This window comes from Companilactobacillus insicii, from assembly GCF_003946015.1.
Taxonomy (GTDB): Bacteria; Bacillota; Bacilli; order Lactobacillales; family Lactobacillaceae; genus Companilactobacillus; species Companilactobacillus insicii.
Genome location: NZ_RHNU01000035.1, coordinates 1 through 24,568, shown reverse-complemented (window position 1 = coordinate 24,568; position 24,568 = coordinate 1). Strand labels below are relative to the sequence as shown.

Sequence of the window (24,568 nt, the reverse complement as noted above, 5' to 3'; positions counted from 1 at the left end):
GGCATAAAAAAATCCACACCATTTCTAGTGTGGAAATTGCTCTAAGATGTCTCACCAATACTATTTGACATAGAGCCCAATTTATGAACATATTGGCCGCTTTACAGTTATTTATTACTGCTGGTTTATTAAATTTGTAATCATGATTTTTATTTATATACTAGCTTTGATGACCTTTTTGTAATTTACTGATTAAGTAATTCCAAAGGTGGAAAAATATCATAAAAAGTATAGTTACAAAAAACAAATTTTTGTAATCCAAATCAAGTAATTCGTTTCCGTCTATAAGATTTAATGTAAAGGATACTATTAAGTTTAATATTGGATATGTTAATGTAAAACCTACTTGATTTTTAATTTTAGCTAGTTTTAATTTACCATCTACTATTTTTAGCATGATATTTTCCTCCGCAATATTTTGAAATTGTGGAACATATAGTGGTTAAAAAATTATATTTCATAGTAATAGTAATAGAAATATCTTTGGTTTTGTATAAAGTATCCTGAATTGTTGTGTTCTATGTCCTGAATAGGTCCTGTATTAATTTATTCACTTTGTTCAGGTTGTTTATTTTAGTATTTCAGGTGATTATTGATCTAGAATTGACAATCTGTATTATTCTTTATTTGTTCTAAAGAATAAAGGAGGCTTTATCATGGCTGGTTATAAAAAATTATCAATGCAGGATCTTCAAAAAACTTTGGGAGGAGGTAAGTCTCCGTATTATGAACCTTGGAGAACACCAGGTAAAATGAATAGTAACCTAGGATGGGCCACTAGCTGTGCGGTTGGAGCTGGATTAGCATTGTATACGAAGGATTGGACTCATTTAACAGGTTGTATACCATCATAGTAAGAATTATTGAATTTATTAGTCAGGTTTTCCTATATTATTTTTGAAAAGTGTCTTTGATCCCAATGATCATAAATAGACACTTTTTTTGTTAAAAAGGCTAGTAATCATTTAAATAAAATTACTAGCTATTCATAATGTCTTTTAATTTTTTCTTTCTAAGAGGAGTAATGAACTAACTTAACCTTCGTAAGATATCATTTATCTATTGTTAAATATCTTCCTACGTTAGTTATTGATAGTTCAGTATAATGAATTATTAACTATGGCTGTAAAAGAATACCTGAAACACCACTTTTCATTCTTAAACAAAAAATCAACCCATTTGCAGTTGTTTATTACAGTTAGTTTCACATGAAAATAAAATTGACTATTGTGGTAATAATGTTATTTAGTATATGAGCAGTACAACAGTTGCTCATATTTTTGGTTTTGATCAGAATTATTTGTGAATACGCACCGAATAACATGATAGTTATAATACTTATTGAGATTCCATGTAAAAATCCGAAAAATACACTGACTAAAATAATTAAAACCGTATCATTTTTTATGTACCGTTTAAGTAGTGCAAAGGTGATACCACGTATAATAAGTTCTTCAGTTATGGGACTAATTATATTTGTATTCAGTAGGTTTAGGTATTTGTACCTAGTATTCAGCATATGAAAAAGGGTATTAGTTGAAGAATCATCAACATCAGGAAGAAAAGTAGCAATCGCTATATCCAAAGTTATTAGTATAGTGGTAACTAAAATGTCCAATAATAATAATTTAAAACTTGGTTTGGTAATATGTAAGGTTAAATTAGAATTTTTTGAAGTTTTTTTAAAAAGGTATATTAGAACAGGAATTAGTATAGTTATTTCAATTACGAATATTATATAATTACTGGTCATGGATAAGTTGTCGTAATAATAGGTTGGGGCCATTGATATCATGACTATTAGTAATGATATAAATAATACCGGTATTATTTTTAATTTTTCCATTATATTGCTCCTTGATGATTAGTTGAATAAAAAGAACATTTCAATATCTTGTAAAGTATTGAAATGTTCTTTTTTACCAACTAATATTTCCTTTTATGACCAGTAATTCCATCCATGAAACCATGGACTGAATCTCGCAATGCAGGCCATTTAATATCTAAATTAACTTGGATACCAGATTTACCTCCCGAAATCTTCTTAAGGTTGTTTTTAGGTAGTTCTGTATATTTCATTGTATTTTCTCCTAGTTATTTATTTTACGTTTATTGGCTTAAAGGGCTTAATAATTACTTTAAATACTTTTCTTAAAGCATTAGGATAAATACTTGTTTTTAAAGTACCACCAGTAATTTTATGGAGTACATCATTTTTAATATTTTTGTATTTCATATGACTCTCCTTAATATATTTATTTAACATTAATTGGTCTGAATGGTTTAATTAGATTATTTATCCCTTTTCTTATGGCATTCCCTGCATACCATAAGGTGTCATAATCTTTCTTGCTACCTCCACTTACTTTTTTAAGATTACTTAAACTTATTTGTTTCATTTTCATACCTCCCTTTCTTAGTACATTTATAGTTTAAAATTAATGAATAATGAAAATGGGATATGATCCTGAAATACTAACTTTTTAATCCTAAACAAAAACTAGTAATTACGTTTAAGCAATTACTAGTTATTTATAATATTCTTTAGATTCTTCTTTCTCAGAGGTGTAACATACCTACTTAATCCCTTATCAAATACCATTTCTCTAGTGTTAAAATTTGCCCGCTTGATTGATTTTGGATTAACTAAGCATGAACGATTAACTCTGACTAAGAATGAATATTTTTGTTCAAAGTCTTTTAACTTTCCATAAAACTCGAATTTACCGCTCTTTGTATACAGTTCTAATTTGTGAGAGTTAATAGGTGATGGTTCTATAAATAGTATTTCGGAACTTTCAACATTGTATGCTAAATTATCGTAGTGGAAAGAAACTATTTCATTATGATTTTTAATTACCTTAACCTCGTCAATTCTTTTTTGAGATAAAGATAGTATGTCTTGTATTTCTTTACGAAAGTTGTCAGGATCTTGATCCTTGACGATGAAACCTATAGCTTCGACTTTTCTTTTAAATGTCTGAGGAGCCATTTCATCATGTGTTGTAACGAAAACTATTTTTGCTAGAACATCGATAGATCTTATTTTTTCGGCTAAATCAATTCCATTAGTGGACTTGTGTAAATCAATATCCAAGAAATAGATACCATTTTGAATAGAGTATTTTGCTAAATATTCGGTAATTTCGTTTGGATTATCTGATTTAAGAACAATATCAAAAAAATCTTTATGAAATTGAATGTAATTGTCGATGATTGAATATATTCTTTGTAATTGTATAAGGTTATCTTCACAAATAATAATAGGGTAACTCATTTAAATCTCCTTTATTTTATGATTAGTTCTAATTTGAACCATTTATCAGATTTCTCGTACTTAGAAATAATATTATCGGGATACTTTTTCTTAATTTCCTGAATGTTGGATAATCCAAGTCCAGAATGTCCCTTTTTAGTTGAGTAACCTTCGCTAACCAGTTTATGTACTGATTCAGTAGATGACGAAGTATTATTTATTAAAAATAGTAATTGGTTATTCTCTTTTACTATGCTGATGTTGATTTCTCCATTGGATTGGCCTTTTGTGGATTCAATTGCGTTATCAATAGAAATTCCTAACAGACGTATCAAATCAAATATGTTTATTGATGAATTATTAATCTTATTTCGACATTCAAATGTGCATTTTGTTTCATTTAAACTAATTGTATGAAATTTACTGATGAGAAGACTTTTGAGATATGAATTTTCAACATTTCTTAAATCTTTATATTGATTGAGAAATTGTCCTTTGAAGTAATCACTTGAATAATCATCGAACTTGTTTATCGTTTCATCCAATTCAGGGATTCTAGAAGTAAACGATCTTAAACTTACAATCATATTTTTATAGTCATGTTTGAACTTACGAAGTTTTAGCTGTTCTTTTTCCAATGATTGAGTATATAATTCTAAATTTTTTGATTTTTCCTCTATTATATTTTGCTTATATTTCTCTTTTTGTCTTTTTCTGTCATAAATGAACACGAAAACCATAAATGAACTTTGGAGAATGAGAAATAAAATAACTTCGTTTATTAAGGTCGTATATGTGTTGTATTTTTGCATTAAGGATATAAAAAAAGTTATTGAAATAGAAGAATAAATTAATATTATCAGTACTAATTTAGGACTATGCTTCTTTAATTTATTCAATAGACCAATTTTCTTATAGATTTGTAGAATTATTATTGTTATAAATAAGTTGAAAAATTCGTTTAAAATAATATATGCATAACCATTTGTGGAAACATCATTAATAAGAGTCATACAAATAGATTGCAGGATGTTGGATATGTTTACGGTTAGTATGGAGATGAATATTATTTCAATAAGAAAATAATCTACCTTTTCCTTATTCTTAAAGAAAAGATAGATCCCCAGAATGTATACCAAATCAGCCCAATCATTTATTAGTATTTGAAGACTAAAGAATACTATAAATAATCCAAATAGATAAATAGATTCTTTCAAAGTTAGCTTGTTAGATTGTTGATATAAAAAAATGAAAATAAAAAATAATATTAGCGAAATAATAAAAAATTCTAAAATATATTCCTTTGCGCTTATATTAACCATTGGTTTATCCCCCAATAGTAATTATATCAAATATTGTTATTTACAATTTTGTAAAAATGATAGAAAACATTTTCTTACAATTTCCATATTTGATTTGTGTGCAACTGATTTACTATATCCTCCACATACTTTAATTAATTCTTTCTCATTTAAATTTTTAATCTTAATCATGGTTGTTTCTCCTTTTCTTTTTATAATCCAATTATGACATCCTAAAAAAAAATTTGATAAAAGTGCCCTGAACAATACAAAAAACTGACCTCAACTAATATTTTTATAAAAATAATTTAGTTGAGGTCATAAAATTGTATGGTTCAGGGTGTTTTTTAATGTCTTTATACCTCAACTGATAAATTAAGATTATACATATTAGAGGGGAAACAATATGATTAACAAAAGAATATATATACCTCAAGTTGATGAGAATGATTGTGGAGTGGCAGCTTTAGCGATGATTCTTAAAAATTATGGATCACAATTTTCATTAGCTAGATTACGTAATCTAGCTAAAACGGATATTGAAGGTACAACTGCATTGGGAATCGTTAAGACAGCGCAGAGTCTCGATTTTGAAACTCAAGCGGTTCAGGCAGATATGGATCTTTTTAAAATGGATGATATTGTTTATCCATTTATTGTGCATGTTGTTAAGAAACAAGTATTAGAACATTATTATATTGTTTTGGGTAAAGGAAAAAATTATGTAGTGATAGCTGATCCTGATGCTACTGTTGGAATAACGAAAATGTCGTTTGAAAGGTTCCAATCAGAATGGACGGGTGTGGCATTGTTTTTTGCCCCAAATTCATCTTATCAGCCAAGCAAGGTAGATAAGAATGATTCTTTGTTTTCCTTTGTGCCCGTACTTTTTAGACAAAAACGTTTAGTTATTAATATAATTTTGTCCGCATTGTTAATTACGATCATTAGTATCTTGGGTTCATACTTTTTACAAACTGTTATTGATACTTATATTCCTAATAATATGAATAGTACATTGTCACTTGTAGCCACTGGATTGATTGTCTTCTATATCTTTCAATCAATTTTTAGTTATGCGAGAGACTTCTTATTAAGTATTTTGGGACAAAGATTATCAATTGACATTATTTTAGGGTACGTTCATCATGTTTTCGAATTACCTATGGAGTTTTTTGCGACTAGAAAAACAGGTGAAATTGTGTCTAGATTTAATGATGCTAATAAGATTATTGATGCACTCGCAAGTACAATCATTTCCATTTTTCTTGATGTAGGAACGATTGTTATTATGGGAGCCATTTTAGTTATTCAAAATAGTACCTTATTCTGGATAACACTTGCATCATTACCGATTTACATTGTTGTCATTTGGGCCTTTGCTAGACCATTTGAGACTCTTAATCGAAAAGAAATGGAAAGTGGTTCCGTTTTGAGTTCATCCATAATTGAAGATATTCATGGTATTGAAACCATCAAAGCCCTGAATAGTGAGAATCAAAGGTACCGTAAAATTGATAGTGAATTCGTAGATTACTTAAAGAAAAGTCTGAGCTATATAAAAATAGATACTTTGCAACAGTCTATCAAGCTATTTTTACAGCTAATTCTTAGTGTCATAGTGTTATGGATGGGAGCCATTTTGGTAACGAAAAATCAATTATCAGTTGGTCAACTGATGACTTATAATGCTCTATTAGCTTACTTTATTAATCCGTTGCAGAATATTATTAATCTTCAGCCAAAACTTCAAACCGCGAAAGTTGCTAATAATCGTTTGAATGAAGTCTACTTAGTTGATTCTGAATTTAATGATAGTCGTTCGATTATTGATTCTACGCAACTGTTAGGTGATATAAGTATCGAGCATGTTGATTATAGTTATGGATACGGTGAGAATGTTTTGGACAATTTAAGTTTAAGAATAAAATTAGGTGAAAAAATAACTGTCGTCGGGATGAGTGGTTCTGGTAAGTCTACCTTGGTTAAATTACTAGTAGACTTTTTTGAACCTAGCAATGGGAAAATATTAATTAATAATCATGATATTAAAAATGTGGACAAACATACTTTGCGGCAATTTATTAATTATGTTCCACAGAGTCCCTATGTGTTCTCAGGATCTATTAAGGATAATCTCTTATTAGGTAGTAGAAAGGATATACGGCCTCAGGATGTTATAGACGCTTGTCGTACGGCCGAGATTTTTACCGATGTCGAAAAAATGCCATTACAATTTGAAACGGTATTGGATGAAAACGGCAGTGTTCTATCAGGTGGTCAAAAACAAAGAATTACCATAGCTAGAGCGTTGTTATCTCCAGCCAAGGTATTAATATTTGATGAATCGACTAGTGGATTAGATGCCATAACTGAAAATAAAATTATTAGTAATTTAATGAATATTAGAGATTTAACTATTATCTTCATTGCTCATAGATTATCAATTGCTAAAAAGACTGATAATGTTGTTGTTCTTGATAACGGAAAAATTGTAGAAAAAGGTACGCACGATCAACTATTAAGCAAGAAAGGCTATTATTTTGATTTGTTGAATAATTAAGGAATGAAAAGCTATGGATGATAAATTCTTAGAAAGTAGTGAATTCTATAATAAACGGTTTAATAATTTTTCTACATTGATAATAGCTCCTGTGACAATACTATTGCTGTTGGTTTTGTTGTTTTCCTTTGTAGGTAAAAAGGAGATAACAATTGAATCCGTAGGTGTGCTAGGAACAAAGAGAGACGTTCCGTTGATTCAATCTCCAAGTAATAGTGCTATTAAGAAAAATTACTTAGTGGAAGGTAAGAATGTCAAAAAGGGTGATTTGCTAGTTACTTATACAAATAAAAGTAATCAAATCAAGCTTAATTTGTTGGTTGATAAAAAGGAAAATTTGAAAAATCAAATTGGTGCGCTAGATTTATTTCGACAAGGAGTATCACAGAATGCAGATACCTTCGACGGTGCAGATGCTTTTGGTTATCGTGAACTATTACATAATTATTTAAATCAGAGAAGTATTTATACAATTGAAAATAAAATGTTAAAGGACAAGTCAGCTTATTCAGATAATAGAATTGATGAGTTATCGAAACTTTATCAAAATACAATTGATAGTAAATTACAGGACGTACAAGCGTATCAAAAATTATTTAATTCTATTCAAAATGGAGAGACGTACCCTTCATCAGCTAAGTTTGGATATATTTATGATAATTACATAGGGGAGTTAAATGCCGGCTCAGATACAAATAGTGTTAAGGGTTCCTATTTGAGTAACTTACAACAACAATTTGATAGTGCCAGTGATGAATTAAATTCTGCTAAAGCACAAAAGGAATCACTGAAAGACTTCAATGACACTGATTATAGTATTGAAACTAATAAAGAAAAAATTGATTCGTTACAGAATGACCAGCAAACGAATATTTCAGAGCAATTAGTTAAAGTTAAATCTGACTTGAAAAATTTAAATTCCAATATAAAAGAATTAGAGGAGCTTTCTAAAAATTATCGAGTAACGGCTTCTAAGTCAGGCGTGATTCATCTTAATGATGAATCTACAAAAGGGGCTAAGTATATTGGTTCAGGAACTGAATTGGCTCGAATATATCCTAAATTAAATGGTAAAAGTAAGGTTAAATTACAAAGCTATATATCCTCTAAAGATATTTCTTCAATTAAAAAGGGTCAGCATTTGCGATTGGAAATAGTACGTAATGTGCCTAAGCCAATTGTTGTTGAGGGAGCTATTAGTAATATCAGTGTTGCGCCTGTACCAGTTAATAATGGGTCGTATTATGTTGTAACATCAGAATCTGTAGTTAATGGAATAGCAGCTAAACAATTACATTTTGGTATGACAGGTAAAGCTAATGTTATTACTGGTAAAGAAACATTTTTTAAATATTATTTTGATAAATTGATGGATAAGAATTGAGGTTGGAAAGTATACCATTTCAGGTCATTATCGATGATTAACCTTGTTGTACTTGTACCAAATCTTCTTCAGAATTGGGTAAATTAAATAAGAGGGGTGTACCATAAGATGAATTTTAACAAACAGTTTTATAAGAATATATCATTTTGGCTATCGTTAATAACTGTTAGTACAGTAATTGAAAATATTGTTAGAAATAGTTTTTCATATTTGTTCTGGATCTCATTGATTGTCAGTATCTTTCTACTTAGTAATGGCCTATTTGTTAAGGATAACGAGAAAAAACAAATTTAAACTCTATTCATTCAGGAGTAAAAATACCCCAATTCAGGATATAATTTTTTCAATCAATCCCAAAAGAACTATATTGGAGTGGAAGTTTAGTTTGAAAAAGAGGGTATGAATACAATGGATAAACGTGATGAAGCAAAAGAATTAATACATGGACTATATAATTATTTGATTAAATTGCCTAATCCATCAACTGGATTGTTAAATATCACTGATGTGTTATTGCAAGTCTATACAAAAATAGATGATACTAAAGATGTAGACACGCTTATTAATCATTTGGTTAATTATATTTATGTGGAAGGCTTTGACAGTATAAATTTGCCCAAAGAGCAAGAAAGTCAACTAATTGATCTAGCTCATATGGCTAAGAAAGCGGGATGGAATGGCCGTAATCTTTCCGATTTCACTGACAAGTCACAATTTTATAGTTATTTTGATAAGAACAAAATGCCACGTAGATAAAGAGGTTTAAAAAATGAAAGAACAACGTCAAAAGCTTTTAAGTATGGTAGATAAGGCATACAAAGAAGTTCAAGATTCCAAATATGATGATTTCAGAAAAAATCTATTACAATTTTCAAAAGATTTAAACGGTAATGAAGATTATATTAAGGTGATGCTTGGTTTAAGAACTGAATTGTTGCAAGCAGATTTGTCTTTGAATTTGAAGAGTCGTATTTCAGGATTACCAACAGAATATAGTGATATTTATGATTTTATTGATCCTCAATTAAGAGAGGTCGATTCAAAAATATTGGACAGATATAAGAATTACGGCTTTATTCCTCTTAAGAACGGAAGTACAGTTAAATACTAGTAGGTTAATGGGAGCTGTTTTGGTACAGTTCCTTTTTTGTTTCCATTCAGGAACTAAAAAGCTACTGTTCAGGATGTTTTTCATTTACTAAACATCGTTCCGTATAAAATAATTTGTAAAGGAGTGAGTATTTTGTCGGAAAAGGAATTATTTGATTTGATCAATCGAGCATACTCTGATCCTGAAATAGAGCGGGATCGAGATATAAGAACTAGACTACTAAAATTAGCTCGGGAACTAGATGATGGTGAAAACTACAAGATAGTCTGTGTTAAATTAAGCAATTATATTTCATTTTATTTAGCATCACATTGGTTACGAGCACCGAAGGCTTTATTACAGTTATCTCAAAGTATCGATGTCGATGCGAATGATTATCGTGGATCAAATGCTAATAGTGTTTGGATCAGTGGCATGGAAAAACGTGTTACTGTTGAGAGTAACTAAACAAAGGCAAACTGAGAAATCAGTTTGCCTTTAATTTTATCTATTAAATTCTTTTTCGATATACTCATCGAGTAGTATATGTTGCAGTGGTGCACTCTTTATTTTTTGAATTATGTTTCGTTCTTCTAAATAGCTGATGGCATCTTTAACCGTATTTCTGGGAAATCTTTTATGGTCAGTATTGTTTAGAAAACTGATAATTTCTCGATCTTGAACACCCGTACTGTCATCGTTACTGAATAATTTTGATTGTAAAAAGATATTTAGTACGGTTTTTTCATTTTCTGTCAAATCATCAAATCTGTTATTCAAATGATTCCAATTGTAATCTAATAATTCTTTTCTTATTAACAAGTTCTCAGATACTCTTCTTTGTCCGTTTAAAACTGTTTTTGCCATTTCTGTAATAAATATCGTTAAATCAGCCCTATTAAAAATGTTATCTGCGTCTTTAAAAATTCTATAGTATTTTTGAACTTCAATATGTATTGCTGAGGAAATTGACAAGGCAGTGAATTGATCGAGTTTCTTAGACAGGTATGAGGAAAGTAAATAACGTCCCATACGACCATTTCCATCTCTGAAAGGATGGGTGTTTTCAAAAACAAAATGCGTAATAAACGCGCGTTCTAAGAAGTTAATGCTATCATCATTCATTAATTCAATCAGCTTTGTGAGTTGTATAGAAATCAGATCCTCATTTGCGGGTGGATTGAAAATAATTTCAGTTTCACCACCTATATAAACTTTGGAGTTTCTGAACAATTTTCCATCAGGTAGATCGTCGTCAGCTAATTCCCCATTTAAAAGATCATCATATAGTTTCCTAATATCTTCTAATTTCTCAATTCTGATGTCTTTTTTTGCTAATGCTGCCTGGTACCTTCGGATTGTTGATTCTAATCTTCGCCTTTTGTTCCTTTTTTTAGAGACTGAATCACCTATAATTGTTCCAATTTCTTCCTTATTGGTTTTTACACCTTCTATTTCATTAGTAAAGAATATCTCGTTTTGTAAAAGAGAATTGATATAACCGCTTTGAGCTATGCCAGGTAAATTTGTTGCGATTTTTTCTATATTTTTGGATTCTGTTTGTATTTCGTTAAATAATTCATTTATTTTTACTGTTTCTACTATAAATAAGGGGTAATGGTTGCTAGATATTTTATTTCTATTGATCAAATAGGGGTAAATATTTGTTACACGAGTAGAATAGCCATTAATTCTATTTTGATATTCTTTTTCTATCTCTTCATCTGAAAGTGATTGAGTTCCAGTGCCATATTTGAATTTTTCCAGTAATTTATATTCCAACATTGTATTTTTACTCCTAACTTTTAAAAAATAGAACCTTTTTAAAAAGTTTAACATAACAAAAGAGATAACTTTGAAAAAATGGTCTATTTTTAAAAAGTTATTCTAAAATATTTCGGTAACTATTTAAAAATAAGTGATAATTGTAAACTTGATTTTAATTTTTGATAGAAATCAGTAAAATGAATGAGATATTTGTTAATAAATTCAGGTTTAACTTGAAATTTCTCATAATAAAAAATACGACCTGAGAAAAATTTCTCAAATCGTATTTTTTATTGTATTTAAATTCTATCCTAAGAATTCAAAGACATCGTTTCTCTTGTATAAATGTAGAGCTTTTTCTAATAAAATTTGTAGTGCAATTGCAACCACAATAGGGATTATTAACCAGCTTATTAATAGTAGAACGACGTTTAATCCGGCATCTAATGATGCTAGTGGTCCGACTAAACCTACTAGTCCGAATCCAGCGGAAGCAGGTGTTCCGGAAATACTGAACAATGCGACTGGAATTGCTGAAATAGCAGCTGTAATCAGACAAGGTACTAGAATGATAGGTTTTCTAAACAGATTAGGCATCATCATCTTCATGGCTCCTAGTGCAATGGCAATAGTAACACCGGGTTTGTTAATCTTCCATGAGTTAACAACTAATACGATAGTTGTAGCGGCAACACCCATAGCAGCGGCACCGGCTGAGATTCCGTTTAATTGGATAGCCATACCGATGGCAACAGTCGATATTGGTGAGATAATCAACGCGGCGAAAGCACAACTAATCAGGATACACATCAGGATCGGTTGTAGATTAGTGAAGGAATTAATTCCCTCTCCAATAGCCATGGTAATCGCTGTAACGTATGGATAGAGATAAAAACCAATTAGTCCAGCTCCTACACCGACAACTATCGGTGTAAGTACAATAGCAACAGAACCAAATTTTTCACCAATCAAGATAATCATTCCAACGGCGATGGCAGCTGTCAGCATTGTATTGATAATATCACCAGTACCAGCTCCAATGTATGCTTGAGCTTTACCGTTGAACTTGATAACACCTGAACCAACGAAAGAGGCACCACCAACGACCATCATTGGCATTGGTTTGAATCCGAATTGTAGAGCAATTAGTGCTCCGATTAATAGCGGAGTTCCTAATTGAAAAATAACAGCCATTTGGCCAATGGCTACGGCAAATGGATTATTTCCAAATAATTTAAGTATTGCAGCAAGAACGGCGTTAGGAATTAGACCGATAATAATACCGGTAGCAGTTCCAGATAAGACTTTGTTGAGAAAAACTTTTGTTGTTAGTTTATCTTTCATGAGAGTTATCTCCTGTAATCAGTTATTTAGCACCCAGAATATCTTCTTTACAATGAATTAATTGAGTCAATAAGTCGCAGTATGGTGTAGGGATATTATATTTTTTACCTTTACGAGAAACAGCACCATTAATATAGTCAATTTCTGTAAGTCGATGATTATTGATCAAGTCTTGATACATTGATGGATAATGTTTACCAATAGTATTAGGATCGAAGCATGATTCAACGTGCTCAACTACTTCATCAACATCAAGGTCAACACCTTCAGCCTTAGCTACGGCCGCAAATTCGTTAACGACAGTTACAACGATGTCATGTGCTGGTTTTGTAGTACCGAATTCAGCCATGTTGGCATCAAGAATGGAACAGAGGCAGTTCATAGTTCCGTTTACACAAGCCTTACGATAAATTGAATAATGAATATTATCTGAATAACTGGCATTTAGACCAGATTCTGATAATATTTGAGCTAATTCATTAGCGGCTCCTTCTTCACCTTTACCAAGGTTTTGTAGTTCAACAGAACCTTCACCGAAGAGTTTTACTTGTCCAGGTCCAACTAGACCAGCGGTCCACATTGTATTACCTATGAAGATGTTTTTCATTGGAATGTATTTTTCGATAGTGTCTTCATGACCAATACCGTTTAAGAGACAGAGTATTTTTGTATCCTCAGACATCAATGGTTTAACATCTTGCAACATCTTGTCTAGCTGCATAGATTTGGTAAATAAAATAATTAAATCAGCTTTTTCAGTACCTTGGATATCTGATTGAAGCATTACGGGGATTTGCGCTGTGATATCTTCACCGTTAAAGTTAGCCTTTAGACCGTGTTCTTTAATAGCATTTACATGATCTGGCCAGCCATCAACCAGCGTAACATCATTGCCACCCTTATTTAGCATAAGTCCAAAGCGACTGCCCATAGCACCCGCACCTGCGATAATAATTTTCATAGTGTTACCTCCTAAGTTTCCTATTTATAATCATTATACTGTATTTATTGTGAAAAAACACACAATGCATGTTCAATTGAATATTTTAAATAGTTGATAAACACTGAAATACTTGGTGGTATGTGTTACACTACACTAATATATCAAAACGAATATGAACATAAATCAACGTCGCCGTTATTTGACACGTTGTTTTTTTACGCGTAAATGCAGGAGGATAGTTAATGTTAAATGTCAACAATGTCAGTATGCAGTTTTCCGACCGGATGCTCTATGATGATGTAAATCTTAAATTCACACCAGGTAATTGTTACGGTGTTATTGGTGCTAATGGTGCCGGGAAGTCTACGTTCTTGAAGATCATTGAAGGCAAGTTGAAGCCAACTACTGGGGTAGTATCTATGGGCCCTAATGAAAGAATGTCTAGTTTGAACCAGGATCACTTTGCTTTTGAAGATAATTTAGTTATGGATACAGTGATTCGTGGTCACCAAAAGCTCTATGATATTATGACTGAAAAAAATGCCATTTATTTGAAGCCTGATTTCAGTGATGCGGATGGTATTCGTGCAGCTGAACTTGAAACTGAGTTCGGTGAAATGGGTGGTTGGGAAGCTGAAGCTGAAGCTTCTCAAATGCTTCAAGCATTGGGAATCGATGAATCACTTCATCAGGTACCAATGAGTGAGTTAACAGAGCCACAAAAAGTTAAAGTATTGCTTGGACAGGCATTATTTGGTCATCCCGATGTTTTACTATTGGATGAGCCTACTAATGGTCTTGATGTTCAATCAATCAGTTGGCTAGAAAACTTCTTAGCTGATTATGAGAATACCGTTATTGTTGTATCTCATGACCGTCATTTCTTGAATCAAGTATGTACACATATGTGTGACGTTGATCGTGGTAAGATCACACTCTTCGTTGGTAACTATGATTTCTGGATGGAATCAAGTGAGTTAGCTACTCAATTGCAAGCTAATGCCAATGCTAAAAAAGAAGAACAAATCAAACAATTACAAGAATTCGTGGCTAGATTCAGTGCCAATGCTTCGAAATCTAAGCAAGCTACATCTCGTAAGAAACAATTGGAAAAAATTACGCTTGATGATATCAAGCCATCAACACGTAAATACCCATTCATTAAGTTCAGCCCAGAGCGTGAATTAGGGAAGGATCTAGTTAGTCTTGAGGGTGTTTCTAAGTCTATCGAAGGTGTTAAAATTTTGGATAATGTCAATTTAACACTTCGTCCAGATGAAAAAATTGCGTTTATTAGTCGCAATGACTTAACTACTACTATCTTGATGCAGATTATTGCTGGAGAGATGGAGCCAGATGAAGGCCAAGTAACTTGGGGACAAACTGCTAGTACCACTTACTTGCCTAAGAACGTTAATGATTACTTTGCCGAGAATAAGTTGTCAGTAATTGATTGGTTGCGTCAATATGCTTCTAAGGATGAAAATGACAATACTTTCCTACGTGGATTCTTAGGTAAGATGCTCTTCTCTGGGGATGATGTTAATCGTGAAGTAGATGTTATGTCCGGTGGGGAAAAGGTTCGTGCTATGTTATCTAAGATGATGCTTAGCAAGGCTAATGTACTATTACTAGATGATCCAACTAATCATTTGGATTTGGAATCAATCACAGCTTTGAATGATGGTCTAGTAGGATTTAAGGGCAGTATTATTTTTACTTCTCATGATCATGAATTCATTCAAACGATTGCTAACCGTATTATTGAAGTTAGCCCTAAAGGTGTTGTCGATAAGGCTGATACTACATATGATGAATTCTTGGCACATAAACAAGTACAAGAACAAGTTGCTAAATTGTACGAAGATTAATGTATATAATCAAAAACGACCCGAAGTTAAAACTTCGAGTCGTTTTTTTGAGTTTAAGAGTGTTTATATTATTTTTAATAGAAAGTAAAATGTATAATGTAAGAAGTAAGACGTAAAATTGAAAAGGGTGATTCAAAATGGATAAAGCAGTAGAACATTCTAAATTATCAAAAATTTCTAGTAAAGGTCAAGTAGTAATACCCGCCCCGATTAGAAAGGCTCTTAAGTTAAGCAGTGGTGATGAATTATCAGTTACGGTTAATTCTAATAATGAAATTGTACTTAAGAAACAACCTACAGCACTCGATTGGCATAATTTGATGAAGGATATACCCACAGAAATGGTAGATATAGATGATAAAGGCCATTATGATTCTAAAAAATCACCTGATTTTCACGATTGGATGGTTAATGGTTGATGGGCAAAGTCATAAAGCCAATGGATTTGTATATTGCAAACATTCCGTTTGATGATGTCTCAAAATCCAAATTAAGACCGGCATTAGTAGTCGATGTTTATGGGGAATATGTACTAGTATTTAAAATAACTTCTAAGTATGTAAGTAAATCCAATACTGTTAGGAAGTTTTACTATCCGATAAAGTATTGGAAAGAAGCAGGACTGTTAAAGAAATTTTATGTAGATATTCATAAGAATTATAGAATTACCAGAGATATAGTGTTTAACCGACCACCTATTGGAAGGTTAAAAATTACTGATATAAACGATTTATTCTTATTTGTACAAAACTATAAGGACAATATGTAATTACAAAAACGACCCGAAGTCAAAACTTCGAGTCGTTTTTTTCACTTGAAAGATTAACTTACAAAAATGTAAGTAATTGTAATATAAATCGAACGACCTTTATGATGAATTTTCTTATGATAGATATATCAAATGGAGGTTCAAGAAATGCAAAAAATCGTAGAAGTAAAAAATGTTGAAAAAATTTATGGTAAAGTTGGCGAAAAACAATTCAAAGCTTTATCAGATGTAAATTTTGAAGTTCAACCAGGAGAATTCGTTGGAATCATGGGGGCGTCTGGTTCAGGTAAAACAACATTGCTGAACATTTTGTCCACTCTTGACACGCCCACAAGTGGTTCGGTTCAAATTGCCGGCCAAGATATTACAAAATTGAATACAAATGAAATGGCTGATTTTCGTGCTAATAAAATTGGATTTATCTTCCAAGATTTCAATTTGTTAGAGAATTTAACAGCATATGAAAATATTGCTTTGCCATTAGCATTACAAAATGTGTCACCTAAGAAGATCAAGCCAGCCGTTACAGCTATTACAGAAAAACTTGGCTTAACAGAGATTTTGAATCACTATCCAACGGAATTATCTGGTGGTCAGAAGCAAAGAGTAGCAGCGGCACGTGCGTTAGTACATGAACCAAGTATTGTTTTTGGTGATGAGCCAACTGGTGCATTGGATTCTAAGAGTGCTCGTGCACTTATGGATACAATGACAAAGATTAATCGTGAAGATAATGTTTCGATTTTATTAGTTACACATGATCCCTTCTCAGCTAGTTACTGTGACAGAATCCTCTTCATTCGTGATGGAGAAATTGGTCAAGAATTGAAAAAAGAAGAAAGTTCTCGTGGAGAATTCTATCAAGAAATCTTAGATTCACTTGGAACATTCGTAGAGTAATTAAGTATATAGGAGGAGATTAAGTAATGTTAAACAAGTTAGCCCTCAGTGGCATAAAGCATCGAATGCGTGATTATACAGTATTATTCTCGGGTTTGATGATTGCTTCAGCAATTTTTTATATGTTTTTATCTTTAGCTTTGAATAAAACGTTTTTAAAGTCTAATTCACCCGCAGCAGCAACAGCCTTTATCTTTGGCTTCGGAATTGTATTACTAGCAATAATCACAATCGTCTATATCAACTATGCGAATACTTTCTTACTCAGTATGAGGCAGAAGGAATATGGGATGTTTATGATGCTTGGTGCCAAGAGTAGTAAGATCTCTAGGATGATTTTTGTTGAAACTTTTACAATTGGTGCCATTTCTACTATTATCGGTGCACTTCTTGGAATCATCGCTACTAAGTACGTTAGTCAGTGGATGATTACAGCACTTGATATGCATGTTACACATTTCAGTAGTTTTTATTTACCAGCTTTAGTTTGGACATTTATTTTCTTTATCGTAATATTTGTATTTTCAGCAATACGCAATTCTATTTCACTTCGTCGCACTAAGATTTTGACTTTATTACATAAGGATAGTCAACCAAGTAAGATTAAGCGTAACGGTGCTGTTAAGGCTGTTCAAGCAGTTTTAGGAATTATTTTTCTAGTGATAGGTTATTTCTGTATGTGGTATATCGGAAAAAACGCTGCTTTTATCTTCCTAGGCGTTCCTATCGCTTTGGTAACAATTGTTATCGGAACTTACTTTACGATCAATTCAGCAATTACTGCGGTAATTTCACTACTCAAGCGTAATACTAAGTACTCTCAAAAGGGCTTGAATAATTTCACTCTTTCACAGTTGAGCTTTAGAATTGGAGATTATACGAAAATCCTCTCTATGGTATCAATTATGTTTGCTTTGGCACTTGGTGCTATCACTGTTGGTCTAGGTTTTCAAAAGCAAATATCTGCTGTTGTTAACGGACAAAACTACTATGATGTTGCAGTCCATAACGCCGATACAGCACAAAAGAATCGAATCAATCACTTAAGTGGTGATGATCAGTCTAACTATTCATACAAGATTGATGATAACAAAAAGATTATCTACTATCGTGCTAGTGAATTAAAGAAACAACCGTTTCATTATGAAGCATTCAATATGAAGAGCATGATTTCTACAACTAAGAAGAGTACTAATATAGCTGATCCAGATGTTAGTTATTCAATGTTACAGAATATGATGCCTAAGTATCGAATGAGTCAGATTAAGATGGTTAATGATGCAGATTACAATAATATTCCAGGCAAATCTAATACTTTAACTCTTGTTAAGACATCGTCATTTAAGAATAACTTGAGTAAGATCAGAACCATCTCTAAAGAAGAAGCAAAGCGTTATCCAGAATTAAAGAACGCCGGTGGCGATAAGTATAGTGCTTACATTATGATAAATGGCTTCTTCTCTGGATTAGAATTCATGGGATTCTTCCTCGGAATTGCCTTCTTAGCAATGTTAGCAAGTTGCTTGATGTTCAAAATTTTATCAGGTGCGAACGGAGATGTTAAGCGTTACAACATGCTCTACAAGATTGGTACTCGTCAACGGGTTCTTCGCTCTACTATTAATAAAGAGATTGCGGTCTTGTTCGCTGTTCCCGCTGGACTGGGTGTTATCCACGTACTATTAGGACTACAGATGTTCAAGGGAATTTTATTCCAACCATATACACACATTGAAGTTCCATTTGGTATCTTCATAGTCTTGTACTTATGTTATTACTTATTAACACGTTATTTGTATAAGAAGATTGTTTTAAAATAATAGTTTTACAGTTTTCCTTCGGGGGAACTGGGGTCGGCGGGTCTTCCCCCTAACTAATACCTTCCGACCCCAGCTCTTCGGAAAGAGGAGCACTAATGGTTTAAAAAGCATCGAGGAAACCTTCCCCTTCTAAGATGCAATATTATATGGAAATCCCTCAACAAGATTCCTTGAAACACCCTTCAATATGTAATGAGAATTCCCGTTCTCAAAAAAATGTGAGAGCAGTCACATAATGAAAGCCGCCCAGGCGATGGGCGGCTTTTTTAGTCTTAATTTATGGCTGCGACTTTATTAAAATAAATATAATTTTAGGAAAATATTTTAATTTATGATAGAATGAATTACTTGATAATTTTTTAACAAACAATTAGTTCGTATTTTAAGGAATAGTGTATACAGCATAATTTTTTTTATATAGTAACATCACATGATGATACCTTGACATATAAGGCATAGAGCGTAATAATCGCCTTGTGTTAAACCCGAACATGCTCAATGTTTGGTCGTTTTTTGTTGCTAAATCCATTTTTAAACATTAAAATTTCTTTAATGATTATTTTTCAGGAAATTTCAATATAAATTTCAGAGGGAATAGAAGGGAGAAAGTTTATGTCATCAATGATCGAATTCCGCGATGTCCAAAAGTATTACGGTAAATTTCATGCACTAAAAGACATCAACTTAAAAATCGATAAGGGAGAAACTGTTGTTTTGATTGGACCTTCAGGATCTGGTAAGAGTACTTTGGCCAGAACTGTCAATGGTTTGGAGACTATTCAAGAAGGTCAGTTGATCGTTAACGGACGCGATATTGCGGACAAATCGACTGATATCAACCGTATTCGTACTGATGTCGGTATGGTTTTCCAACATTTTAATTTGTACGCTAATAAAGATGTGTTAGAGAATGTCATGTTAGCACCAAGAATTGTTTTGAAGTTAAGTGAAGAAGAGAATAAGAAGACAGCGATGGCTTTACTAGACCAAGTTGGTTTGGCAGATAAAGCACATAATATGCCTTCACAGATTTCTGGTGGGCAGGCACAACGTGTGGCCATTGCTAGATCACTTGCTATGAAACCTCGTTGTATGCTCTTTGATGAACCAACGAGTGCGCTAGACCCAGAAATGATCGATGATGTTTTGGGAGTTATCAAGTACGTTACAAGTCAAAGTGATATGACATCACTTATCGTTACGCACGAAATGGGCTTCGCTCAAGAAGTTGCTAACCGTGTTATTTTTATGGCTGATGGTCAAGTCCTAGAAGATGACGAAACAAATAAATTTTTCAAGCACCCTTCAAATGAACGTGCAAGTCAGTTCTTAGGTAAGATCATTAAGCATTAAAACAGGGGGTATTTGATATGAAAAGATTTAAGTATTTAGCACTTATCATCACGTCATTGCTCCTAGTTTTGACGCTAGCAGGTTGTGGAACGCAACCATTATCTTCTCAGAATGTTTTGGAGAATGATAAGAAGTCAAATACGATTACTTGGGGTGTGAAGGCTGATCAAAAATTGATTGGTTTGATTGACGTTAAAGATGGTAAAGAAAAAGGCTTTGAAATTGATTTGGCAAAGGCCATTACTAAGAAAGTTTTGGGTAAAAATGGTAATGCCAAGTTCGTAACCGTTACATCACAGTCACGTATTCCATTATTGAAGAATGGTAATATCGATGCGATCATTGCTACTATGTCTATTTTGCCTGATCGTAAAAAAGTGATTGATTTTTCTGACTCATATTTTGATGCAGGACAGTCTATTTTGGTTAAGAAGAATTCTTCAATTAAGAGCGTTAAAGATTTGAATGGTAAGACTGTAACGAGTGCTGTTGGTTCTAATTCAGTTAATAATATTCAAAAAATTGCTCCAAAGGCACGAGTACTACAGTTGCCCGACTTTGCTCAAGCATTGACAGCCTTGAAATCTGGTCAAGGTGAAGCTATGACAACTGATAATGTTATTTTGGCTGGTTTAGCTGTTGAAAATCCGGATTATAAATTAGTAGGAGGTACTTTTACTACTGAGCCATATGGTATTGGTATTAATAAGGGTCAAGATGATTTTCGTAAAGCCATCAATAAGGGCCTTAAAGAAGTTATTAAAGATGGAACATACAATAAGCTGATCATGAAGTGGTTTGGTAATGTTCCCGGATTTGACTACAAGGAGGTGCTGAGAAAATGATAAAACTATTAGTAGATAACTGGTCAGCGTTTATTTCTGGTTTCGGCTGGACAGTTCTATCCAGTCTCTTGGCATTATTCTTCAGTTTGATTATCGGATCTTTGTTCGCTATTTTGGAAGTTATGCCTAGCAAGGTTGCTCGTGTTATTGGTAATGTCTATGTGGAGGTATTCCGTAACATTCCTTTGTTAGTTATCACGATGTTCTTTTATTTAGTGATTCCATTGTACGTTGTTAAAATCAATGGATTTACTGCTGGTACGATTGGTCTAACTATTTATACTTCAGCCTTTATTGCTGAGACAGTTCGTTCGGGTATTAACTCAGTTGATGATGGTCAGATGGAAGCCGCTCGTGCACAAGGAATGACTTTTTGGCAGGCGATGAAGAATGTTGTTTTGCCACAGGCCTTCAAACTAGTAATTCCACCACTAGGTAATCAATTTATTAATTTAGTTAAAAATTCATCAGTCCTAGCTTTTGTGGCTGGATTCGATTTAATGTATCAAGGTAATGCAATTGCTTCTACTACTTTTGAAACAGTTAATACATATGTGGTAGTCGGATTGTTCTATTTGGTTATTACCTTGCCAATCAGTTATTATATGCAACATCTAGAAAGAAAATTAGCTTAGGGGAGGACGTATTATGCAAAATTGGATAGATGCATATTCATGGATCAATATACGATTCCTGCTCCAAGGGCTTGGAATCACAATTCTAATTTCTGTAATTTCTGTAGTTTTAAGTTTTATTTTTGGTTCTATTTTGGGAATTATTCGTTATGCGAAAATCCCATATTTTTCAAAGATTATTGGATTCATCATTGATGTTATCCGTAACTTACCACTGCTATTGATTATTTTCTTCACGTATTTTGGTTTACCGGCCTTTGGTTTCAAGCCAGATACAATTCCTGCCGCTATTTTAGCAATGACGGTTTTTGAATCGATGATGATTGCTGAGATCATTCGTTCAGGGATTTTAGCAGTTGATGTTGGTCAGATGGAAGCTTCACGTGCTATGGGTATGAAGATGGGACAAGCCATGTGGCACGTTGTTTTACCACAAGCTTACAAAAAAATGATTCCTGCTTTGGTTAGTCAATTTATTTCGCTGATCAAGGATACATCGTTGGCAACAATTATTGTTGTCCCAGAATTGATGCAACATGGACAAGTAGTTTATGGTCAAAATCCTAACTACATTATTCCTGTCTTCGTTGCGATGGCCATTATGTACTTCGTCGTTTGTTACGCATTATCATTATTGTCAAAGGTTATTGATAGACGTATGGCTTAATAAGATTTAGATTAATATTCATTTGTTAGTATTAATAGAGCTGTAGATGGAGAGATTTTTACCAGCCGTTCCTCACGGTAGGTAAAATATCTCGGAATCGAAAGCACTATAAAAATAGAAAATTAAAAACAATTCCTTGACGAGTAAAAAGATAACTGCTAATATACAAGTCAATCGAATAAACAAATATAAGTGTCTGAATCAAGTAGTACTGCATCTGTGTGTAAGAAAGCCGGTGGTTGATGCGAATCGGTCAGGGTGTACGTCATGAAATACCAGATATGACTTGGTTTTTCCAAGCGGGTAAAGAGAACCGTTACTTCTCGAGAGTGGAGAATTTTTATATTCTCAATCTGGGTGGTACCACGGTTATTAGTCGTCCCTGTTGCGTAAGCAATGGGAACGACTTTTTTTATTTCTCGAATTTGGAAAGGAACTGTGATTATGAATAATACATCTGGTGGGACACCGCTTTATCGAATCATTAAATAAATTCAACAAAATATGAGGAGATTAATTATGGAAAACAAAGTCAGCTTCAAAGAAGCCATTTCAATTTTATTAGTAATGTTAGTAGTTTTAGGATTTGCTGTTATCAAGTTTGGTCTATCACCACAAACGCCCGTGTTGGTAGTTATCGGATTATTAGTTCTTTGGGCTAAAGTTCGAGGTAATAGCTGGGATGATATTCATAGCGGTATTATAGATGGAGTTAAGAACGGGATCGTACCAATATTTATTTTTATTTTGATTGGAGCATTGATTGGAACATGGATCGCTGCCGGAATTATTCCATCAATGATGGTTGCTGGATTCCACATGATTTCAGTTAAATGGTTTGTTCCATCGGTATTCTTAGTTTGTGCTATTATTGGTACTTCTATCGGTAGTGCCTTTACCATCGTGTCAACACTTGGTATAGCACTGTTTGGAATGGGTGCAACGCTTGGTGTTAACCCAGCTTTGGTAGCTGGAGCGATTATTTCAGGAGCTATTTTTGGAGATAAGACCTCACCACTTTCAGATTCAACTAACTTGGCATCTGCAATTGCTGAAGATGATCTATTTGCTCATATTAAGAACCTTATGTGGACGACTATTCCAGCATTTTTAATCTCATTGGTCCTTTACGCAATTCTAGGAAATAGTGGTTCAAATGCTGATTTAAGTAATATTGATAAAACTTTGACAGTTTTGAATTCTAATTTTGTTGTTTCATGGTGGGCTATTCTTCCAATTGCACTATTGTTTATTTGTGCGATTACCAAGGTGCCAGCTATTGCCACACTTATCTTAAACATCACCGTTACAGTTGGTATGATCTTTATTCAAAAGCCAAGTACACAAATTAAGGATGTGGCCGGTTTTATCGAAAATGGATTTGTTTCTAAAACTGGTAATTCTGCAGTTGATGCATTACTTACTCGTGGTGGTATAACTTCAATGATGGGAACAGTTTCATTGATTTTTCTAACATTATCATTAGGTGGACTATTAATGAAGTTTGATGTCATTCAAACTGCAATGGCACCACTTGCTGCAAGATTGAAGACCCCTGGATCTGTTGTTACTGCAACTATTCTTTCGGGTATCGGAGTTAATATTTTCGTTGGTGAGCAATACTTATCAGTTATTTTGCCAGGTAAAGCCTTCAAATCAACGTTTAACAAACGTGGATTAGATAATTTGGCATTGAGTCGTGTACTTGAAGATGGTGGTACAGTTATCAACTACTTGATTCCTTGGGGTGTTGCGGGAGCATTCGCTGCTAATACACTAGGAGTTTCAACATTAGCATTCTTACCATTCTGTTTCTTTAGTTTACTTTCACCAGTTCTTTCTATTATAAGTGGATTCACTGGTATTGGTTTGAGACGTATGGATAGTTCAAAAAAAACAGCATCTGATAAAGAGGATACTGTTACTGCTTAAAGAAAAAATCTCGTAAAATCGTATTTTAAAAACGATTTTACGAGATATTTTTGGCTCTATGTCAAATAGTATTGGTGAGACATCTTAGAGCAATTTCCACACTAGAAATGGTGTGGATTTTTTTATGC

27 protein-coding genes are annotated in these 24,568 nt (G+C 32.9%); 17 read left to right on the top strand and 10 right to left on the bottom strand.

All coding sequences use genetic code 11. From position 1 onward, the window contains the following. Window positions 1-160: 160 nt before the first annotated feature. The gene (locus EKM79_RS10195; protein WP_125568450.1) at window positions 161-397 is read right to left on the bottom strand and encodes a hypothetical protein; all 237 of its coding nucleotides are present in this window, start codon (window positions 395-397) and stop codon (window positions 161-163) included. A 259-nt stretch (window positions 398-656) separates the two neighbouring features. Between EKM79_RS10195 and EKM79_RS10190 the strand changes: the two genes are divergently transcribed. Further along, a complete protein-coding gene (locus EKM79_RS10190; RefSeq protein ID WP_125568448.1) occupies window positions 657-854 on the top strand; it encodes a hypothetical protein in 198 nt (65 codons plus the stop codon). Window positions 855-1,204: 350 nt separating this feature from the next. Here EKM79_RS10190 and EKM79_RS12515 read toward each other — a convergent pair whose 3' ends face one another. The 6 genes from EKM79_RS12515 to EKM79_RS12255 form a co-directional block, all read right to left on the bottom strand. Further along, entirely contained in the window at window positions 1,205-1,519 is a 315-nt protein-coding gene (locus EKM79_RS12515; protein ID WP_425454031.1) for a CPBP family intramembrane glutamic endopeptidase, read from the bottom strand. Between the two features lie 407 nt (window positions 1,520-1,926). Further along, window positions 1,927-2,079: a hypothetical protein gene (locus EKM79_RS12270; protein WP_164506068.1), complete on the bottom strand. Its 153-nt coding sequence runs from the start codon at window positions 2,077-2,079 to the stop codon at window positions 1,927-1,929. A gap of 19 nt (window positions 2,080-2,098) precedes the next feature. Continuing rightward, window positions 2,099-2,236 (bottom strand): hypothetical protein, encoded by a 138-nt coding sequence (locus EKM79_RS12265; RefSeq protein WP_164506067.1) that lies wholly within the window; start codon window positions 2,234-2,236, stop codon window positions 2,099-2,101. Window positions 2,237-2,255: 19 nt separating this feature from the next. Beyond that, the gene (locus tag EKM79_RS12260; protein WP_164506066.1) at window positions 2,256-2,399 is read right to left on the bottom strand and encodes a hypothetical protein; all 144 of its coding nucleotides are present in this window, start codon (window positions 2,397-2,399) and stop codon (window positions 2,256-2,258) included. A gap of 125 nt (window positions 2,400-2,524) precedes the next feature. Beyond that, a complete protein-coding gene (locus EKM79_RS10180) occupies window positions 2,525-3,277 on the bottom strand; it encodes a LytR/AlgR family response regulator transcription factor (RefSeq protein WP_125568444.1) in 753 nt (250 codons plus the stop codon). 11 nt (window positions 3,278-3,288) lie between these two features. Continuing rightward, window positions 3,289-3,894: a GHKL domain-containing protein gene (locus tag EKM79_RS12255; RefSeq protein ID WP_164506065.1), complete on the bottom strand. Its 606-nt coding sequence runs from the start codon at window positions 3,892-3,894 to the stop codon at window positions 3,289-3,291. A gap of 1,069 nt (window positions 3,895-4,963) precedes the next feature. Between EKM79_RS12255 and EKM79_RS10170 the strand changes: the two genes are divergently transcribed. The 6 genes from EKM79_RS10170 (at window position 4,964) to EKM79_RS10145 (ending at window position 10,062) form a co-directional block, all read left to right on the top strand. Then, a complete protein-coding gene (locus EKM79_RS10170; protein WP_125568441.1) occupies window positions 4,964-7,120 on the top strand; it encodes a peptide cleavage/export ABC transporter in 2,157 nt (718 codons plus the stop codon). A gap of 13 nt (window positions 7,121-7,133) precedes the next feature. Then, entirely contained in the window at window positions 7,134-8,504 is a 1,371-nt protein-coding gene (locus tag EKM79_RS10165) for a bacteriocin secretion accessory protein (protein WP_125568439.1), read from the top strand. 108 nt (window positions 8,505-8,612) lie between these two features. Continuing rightward, a complete protein-coding gene (locus EKM79_RS10160) occupies window positions 8,613-8,798 on the top strand; it encodes a hypothetical protein (RefSeq protein ID WP_125568437.1) in 186 nt (61 codons plus the stop codon). Between the two features lie 114 nt (window positions 8,799-8,912). Next, window positions 8,913-9,260 carry a bacteriocin immunity protein gene (locus tag EKM79_RS10155; protein ID WP_125568435.1) on the top strand — a complete coding sequence of 116 codons (348 nt, stop codon included), beginning with the start codon at window positions 8,913-8,915 and terminating at the stop codon, window positions 9,258-9,260. 13 nt (window positions 9,261-9,273) lie between these two features. Further along, window positions 9,274-9,615 carry a hypothetical protein gene (locus tag EKM79_RS10150; RefSeq protein ID WP_125568433.1) on the top strand — a complete coding sequence of 114 codons (342 nt, stop codon included), beginning with the start codon at window positions 9,274-9,276 and terminating at the stop codon, window positions 9,613-9,615. Window positions 9,616-9,747: 132 nt separating this feature from the next. Then, window positions 9,748-10,062 (top strand): bacteriocin immunity protein, encoded by a 315-nt coding sequence (locus EKM79_RS10145; RefSeq protein WP_164506064.1) that lies wholly within the window; start codon window positions 9,748-9,750, stop codon window positions 10,060-10,062. A gap of 36 nt (window positions 10,063-10,098) precedes the next feature. Here EKM79_RS10145 and EKM79_RS10140 read toward each other — a convergent pair whose 3' ends face one another. The 3 genes from EKM79_RS10140 to EKM79_RS10130 form a co-directional block, all read right to left on the bottom strand. Further along, window positions 10,099-11,379, bottom strand: coding sequence for a Fic family protein (locus tag EKM79_RS10140; protein ID WP_164506063.1), 1,281 nt, complete (start codon window positions 11,377-11,379; stop codon window positions 10,099-10,101). Window positions 11,380-11,667: 288 nt separating this feature from the next. Next, window positions 11,668-12,705: a PTS sugar transporter subunit IIC gene (locus EKM79_RS10135; RefSeq protein ID WP_125568427.1), complete on the bottom strand. Its 1,038-nt coding sequence runs from the start codon at window positions 12,703-12,705 to the stop codon at window positions 11,668-11,670. Between the two features lie 22 nt (window positions 12,706-12,727). Beyond that, window positions 12,728-13,666: a 2-dehydropantoate 2-reductase gene (locus tag EKM79_RS10130; protein ID WP_125568425.1), complete on the bottom strand. Its 939-nt coding sequence runs from the start codon at window positions 13,664-13,666 to the stop codon at window positions 12,728-12,730. A gap of 224 nt (window positions 13,667-13,890) precedes the next feature. Here EKM79_RS10130 and EKM79_RS10125 point away from each other — a divergent pair, with 224 nt between their 5' ends. The 10 genes from EKM79_RS10125 to nhaC all read left to right on the top strand — a co-directional run bounded on the left by EKM79_RS10125 (window position 13,891) and on the right by nhaC (window position 24,440). After that, window positions 13,891-15,519, top strand: coding sequence for an ABC-F family ATP-binding cassette domain-containing protein (locus EKM79_RS10125; RefSeq protein WP_125568423.1), 1,629 nt, complete (start codon window positions 13,891-13,893; stop codon window positions 15,517-15,519). A 137-nt stretch (window positions 15,520-15,656) separates the two neighbouring features. Continuing rightward, window positions 15,657-15,938 (top strand): AbrB/MazE/SpoVT family DNA-binding domain-containing protein, encoded by a 282-nt coding sequence (locus EKM79_RS10120; protein ID WP_125568421.1) that lies wholly within the window; start codon window positions 15,657-15,659, stop codon window positions 15,936-15,938. Beyond that, on the top strand, window positions 15,938-16,288 hold the full coding sequence (locus EKM79_RS10115) for a hypothetical protein (RefSeq protein WP_246005670.1): 351 nt from the start codon (window positions 15,938-15,940) through the stop codon (window positions 16,286-16,288). Before EKM79_RS10120 ends, EKM79_RS10115 begins: the two co-directional genes overlap by 1 nt. Window positions 16,289-16,435: 147 nt before the next feature. Beyond that, on the top strand, window positions 16,436-17,188 hold the full coding sequence (locus EKM79_RS10110) for an ABC transporter ATP-binding protein (protein ID WP_125568419.1): 753 nt from the start codon (window positions 16,436-16,438) through the stop codon (window positions 17,186-17,188). A 26-nt stretch (window positions 17,189-17,214) separates the two neighbouring features. Further along, window positions 17,215-19,008, top strand: coding sequence for an FtsX-like permease family protein (locus EKM79_RS10105; protein ID WP_125568417.1), 1,794 nt, complete (start codon window positions 17,215-17,217; stop codon window positions 19,006-19,008). 621 nt (window positions 19,009-19,629) lie between these two features. Continuing rightward, window positions 19,630-20,361, top strand: a complete 732-nt coding sequence (locus tag EKM79_RS10100) for an amino acid ABC transporter ATP-binding protein (RefSeq protein ID WP_164506069.1) — start codon at window positions 19,630-19,632, stop codon at window positions 20,359-20,361. 17 nt (window positions 20,362-20,378) lie between these two features. After that, window positions 20,379-21,206, top strand: a complete 828-nt coding sequence (locus EKM79_RS10095; RefSeq protein ID WP_125568413.1) for a glutamate ABC transporter substrate-binding protein — start codon at window positions 20,379-20,381, stop codon at window positions 21,204-21,206. Further along, entirely contained in the window at window positions 21,203-21,841 is a 639-nt protein-coding gene (locus EKM79_RS10090; protein WP_125568411.1) for an amino acid ABC transporter permease, read from the top strand. The genes EKM79_RS10095 and EKM79_RS10090 overlap by 4 nt, the downstream gene beginning before the upstream one ends. 13 nt (window positions 21,842-21,854) lie before the next feature. Then, window positions 21,855-22,508 (top strand): amino acid ABC transporter permease, encoded by a 654-nt coding sequence (locus tag EKM79_RS10085; RefSeq protein WP_125568409.1) that lies wholly within the window; start codon window positions 21,855-21,857, stop codon window positions 22,506-22,508. 519 nt (window positions 22,509-23,027) lie between these two features. Next, window positions 23,028-24,440, top strand: a complete 1,413-nt coding sequence (gene nhaC / locus EKM79_RS10080; protein ID WP_246005669.1) for a Na+/H+ antiporter NhaC — start codon at window positions 23,028-23,030, stop codon at window positions 24,438-24,440. Window positions 24,441-24,568 lie beyond the last annotated feature (128 nt).

Excerpts from the sequence above, each read along its gene's own strand:
- EKM79_RS10195 (WP_125568450.1), bottom strand. The coding sequence starts at position 397 with ATGCTAAAAATAGTAGATGGTAAATTAAAACTAGCTAAAATTAAAAAT.
- EKM79_RS10190 (WP_125568448.1), top strand. The coding sequence starts at position 657 with ATGGCTGGTTATAAAAAATTATCAATGCAGGATCTTCAAAAAACTTTG.
- EKM79_RS12515 (WP_425454031.1), bottom strand. The coding sequence starts at position 1,519 with ATGCTGAATACTAGGTACAAATACCTAAACCTACTGAATACAAATATA.
- EKM79_RS12270 (WP_164506068.1), bottom strand. The coding sequence starts at position 2,079 with ATGAAATATACAGAACTACCTAAAAACAACCTTAAGAAGATTTCGGGA.
- EKM79_RS12265 (WP_164506067.1), bottom strand. The coding sequence starts at position 2,236 with ATGAAATACAAAAATATTAAAAATGATGTACTCCATAAAATTACTGGT.
- EKM79_RS12260 (WP_164506066.1), bottom strand. The coding sequence starts at position 2,399 with ATGAAACAAATAAGTTTAAGTAATCTTAAAAAAGTAAGTGGAGGTAGC.
- EKM79_RS10180 (WP_125568444.1), bottom strand. The coding sequence starts at position 3,277 with ATGAGTTACCCTATTATTATTTGTGAAGATAACCTTATACAATTACAA.
- EKM79_RS10170 (WP_125568441.1), top strand. The coding sequence starts at position 4,964 with ATGATTAACAAAAGAATATATATACCTCAAGTTGATGAGAATGATTGT.
- EKM79_RS10165 (WP_125568439.1), top strand. The coding sequence starts at position 7,134 with ATGGATGATAAATTCTTAGAAAGTAGTGAATTCTATAATAAACGGTTT.
- EKM79_RS10160 (WP_125568437.1), top strand. The coding sequence starts at position 8,613 with ATGAATTTTAACAAACAGTTTTATAAGAATATATCATTTTGGCTATCG.
- EKM79_RS10155 (WP_125568435.1), top strand. The coding sequence starts at position 8,913 with ATGGATAAACGTGATGAAGCAAAAGAATTAATACATGGACTATATAAT.
- EKM79_RS10150 (WP_125568433.1), top strand. The coding sequence starts at position 9,274 with ATGAAAGAACAACGTCAAAAGCTTTTAAGTATGGTAGATAAGGCATAC.
- EKM79_RS10140 (WP_164506063.1), bottom strand. The coding sequence starts at position 11,379 with ATGTTGGAATATAAATTACTGGAAAAATTCAAATATGGCACTGGAACT.
- EKM79_RS10135 (WP_125568427.1), bottom strand. The coding sequence starts at position 12,705 with ATGAAAGATAAACTAACAACAAAAGTTTTTCTCAACAAAGTCTTATCT.
- EKM79_RS10130 (WP_125568425.1), bottom strand. The coding sequence starts at position 13,666 with ATGAAAATTATTATCGCAGGTGCGGGTGCTATGGGCAGTCGCTTTGGA.
- EKM79_RS10125 (WP_125568423.1), top strand. The coding sequence starts at position 13,891 with ATGTTAAATGTCAACAATGTCAGTATGCAGTTTTCCGACCGGATGCTC.
- EKM79_RS10120 (WP_125568421.1), top strand. The coding sequence starts at position 15,657 with ATGGATAAAGCAGTAGAACATTCTAAATTATCAAAAATTTCTAGTAAA.
- EKM79_RS10115 (WP_246005670.1), top strand. The coding sequence starts at position 15,938 with ATGGGCAAAGTCATAAAGCCAATGGATTTGTATATTGCAAACATTCCG.
- EKM79_RS10110 (WP_125568419.1), top strand. The coding sequence starts at position 16,436 with ATGCAAAAAATCGTAGAAGTAAAAAATGTTGAAAAAATTTATGGTAAA.
- EKM79_RS10105 (WP_125568417.1), top strand. The coding sequence starts at position 17,215 with ATGTTAAACAAGTTAGCCCTCAGTGGCATAAAGCATCGAATGCGTGAT.
- EKM79_RS10100 (WP_164506069.1), top strand. The coding sequence starts at position 19,630 with ATGATCGAATTCCGCGATGTCCAAAAGTATTACGGTAAATTTCATGCA.
- EKM79_RS10095 (WP_125568413.1), top strand. The coding sequence starts at position 20,379 with ATGAAAAGATTTAAGTATTTAGCACTTATCATCACGTCATTGCTCCTA.
- EKM79_RS10090 (WP_125568411.1), top strand. The coding sequence starts at position 21,203 with ATGATAAAACTATTAGTAGATAACTGGTCAGCGTTTATTTCTGGTTTC.
- EKM79_RS10085 (WP_125568409.1), top strand. The coding sequence starts at position 21,855 with ATGCAAAATTGGATAGATGCATATTCATGGATCAATATACGATTCCTG.
- nhaC (WP_246005669.1), top strand. The coding sequence starts at position 23,028 with ATGGAAAACAAAGTCAGCTTCAAAGAAGCCATTTCAATTTTATTAGTA.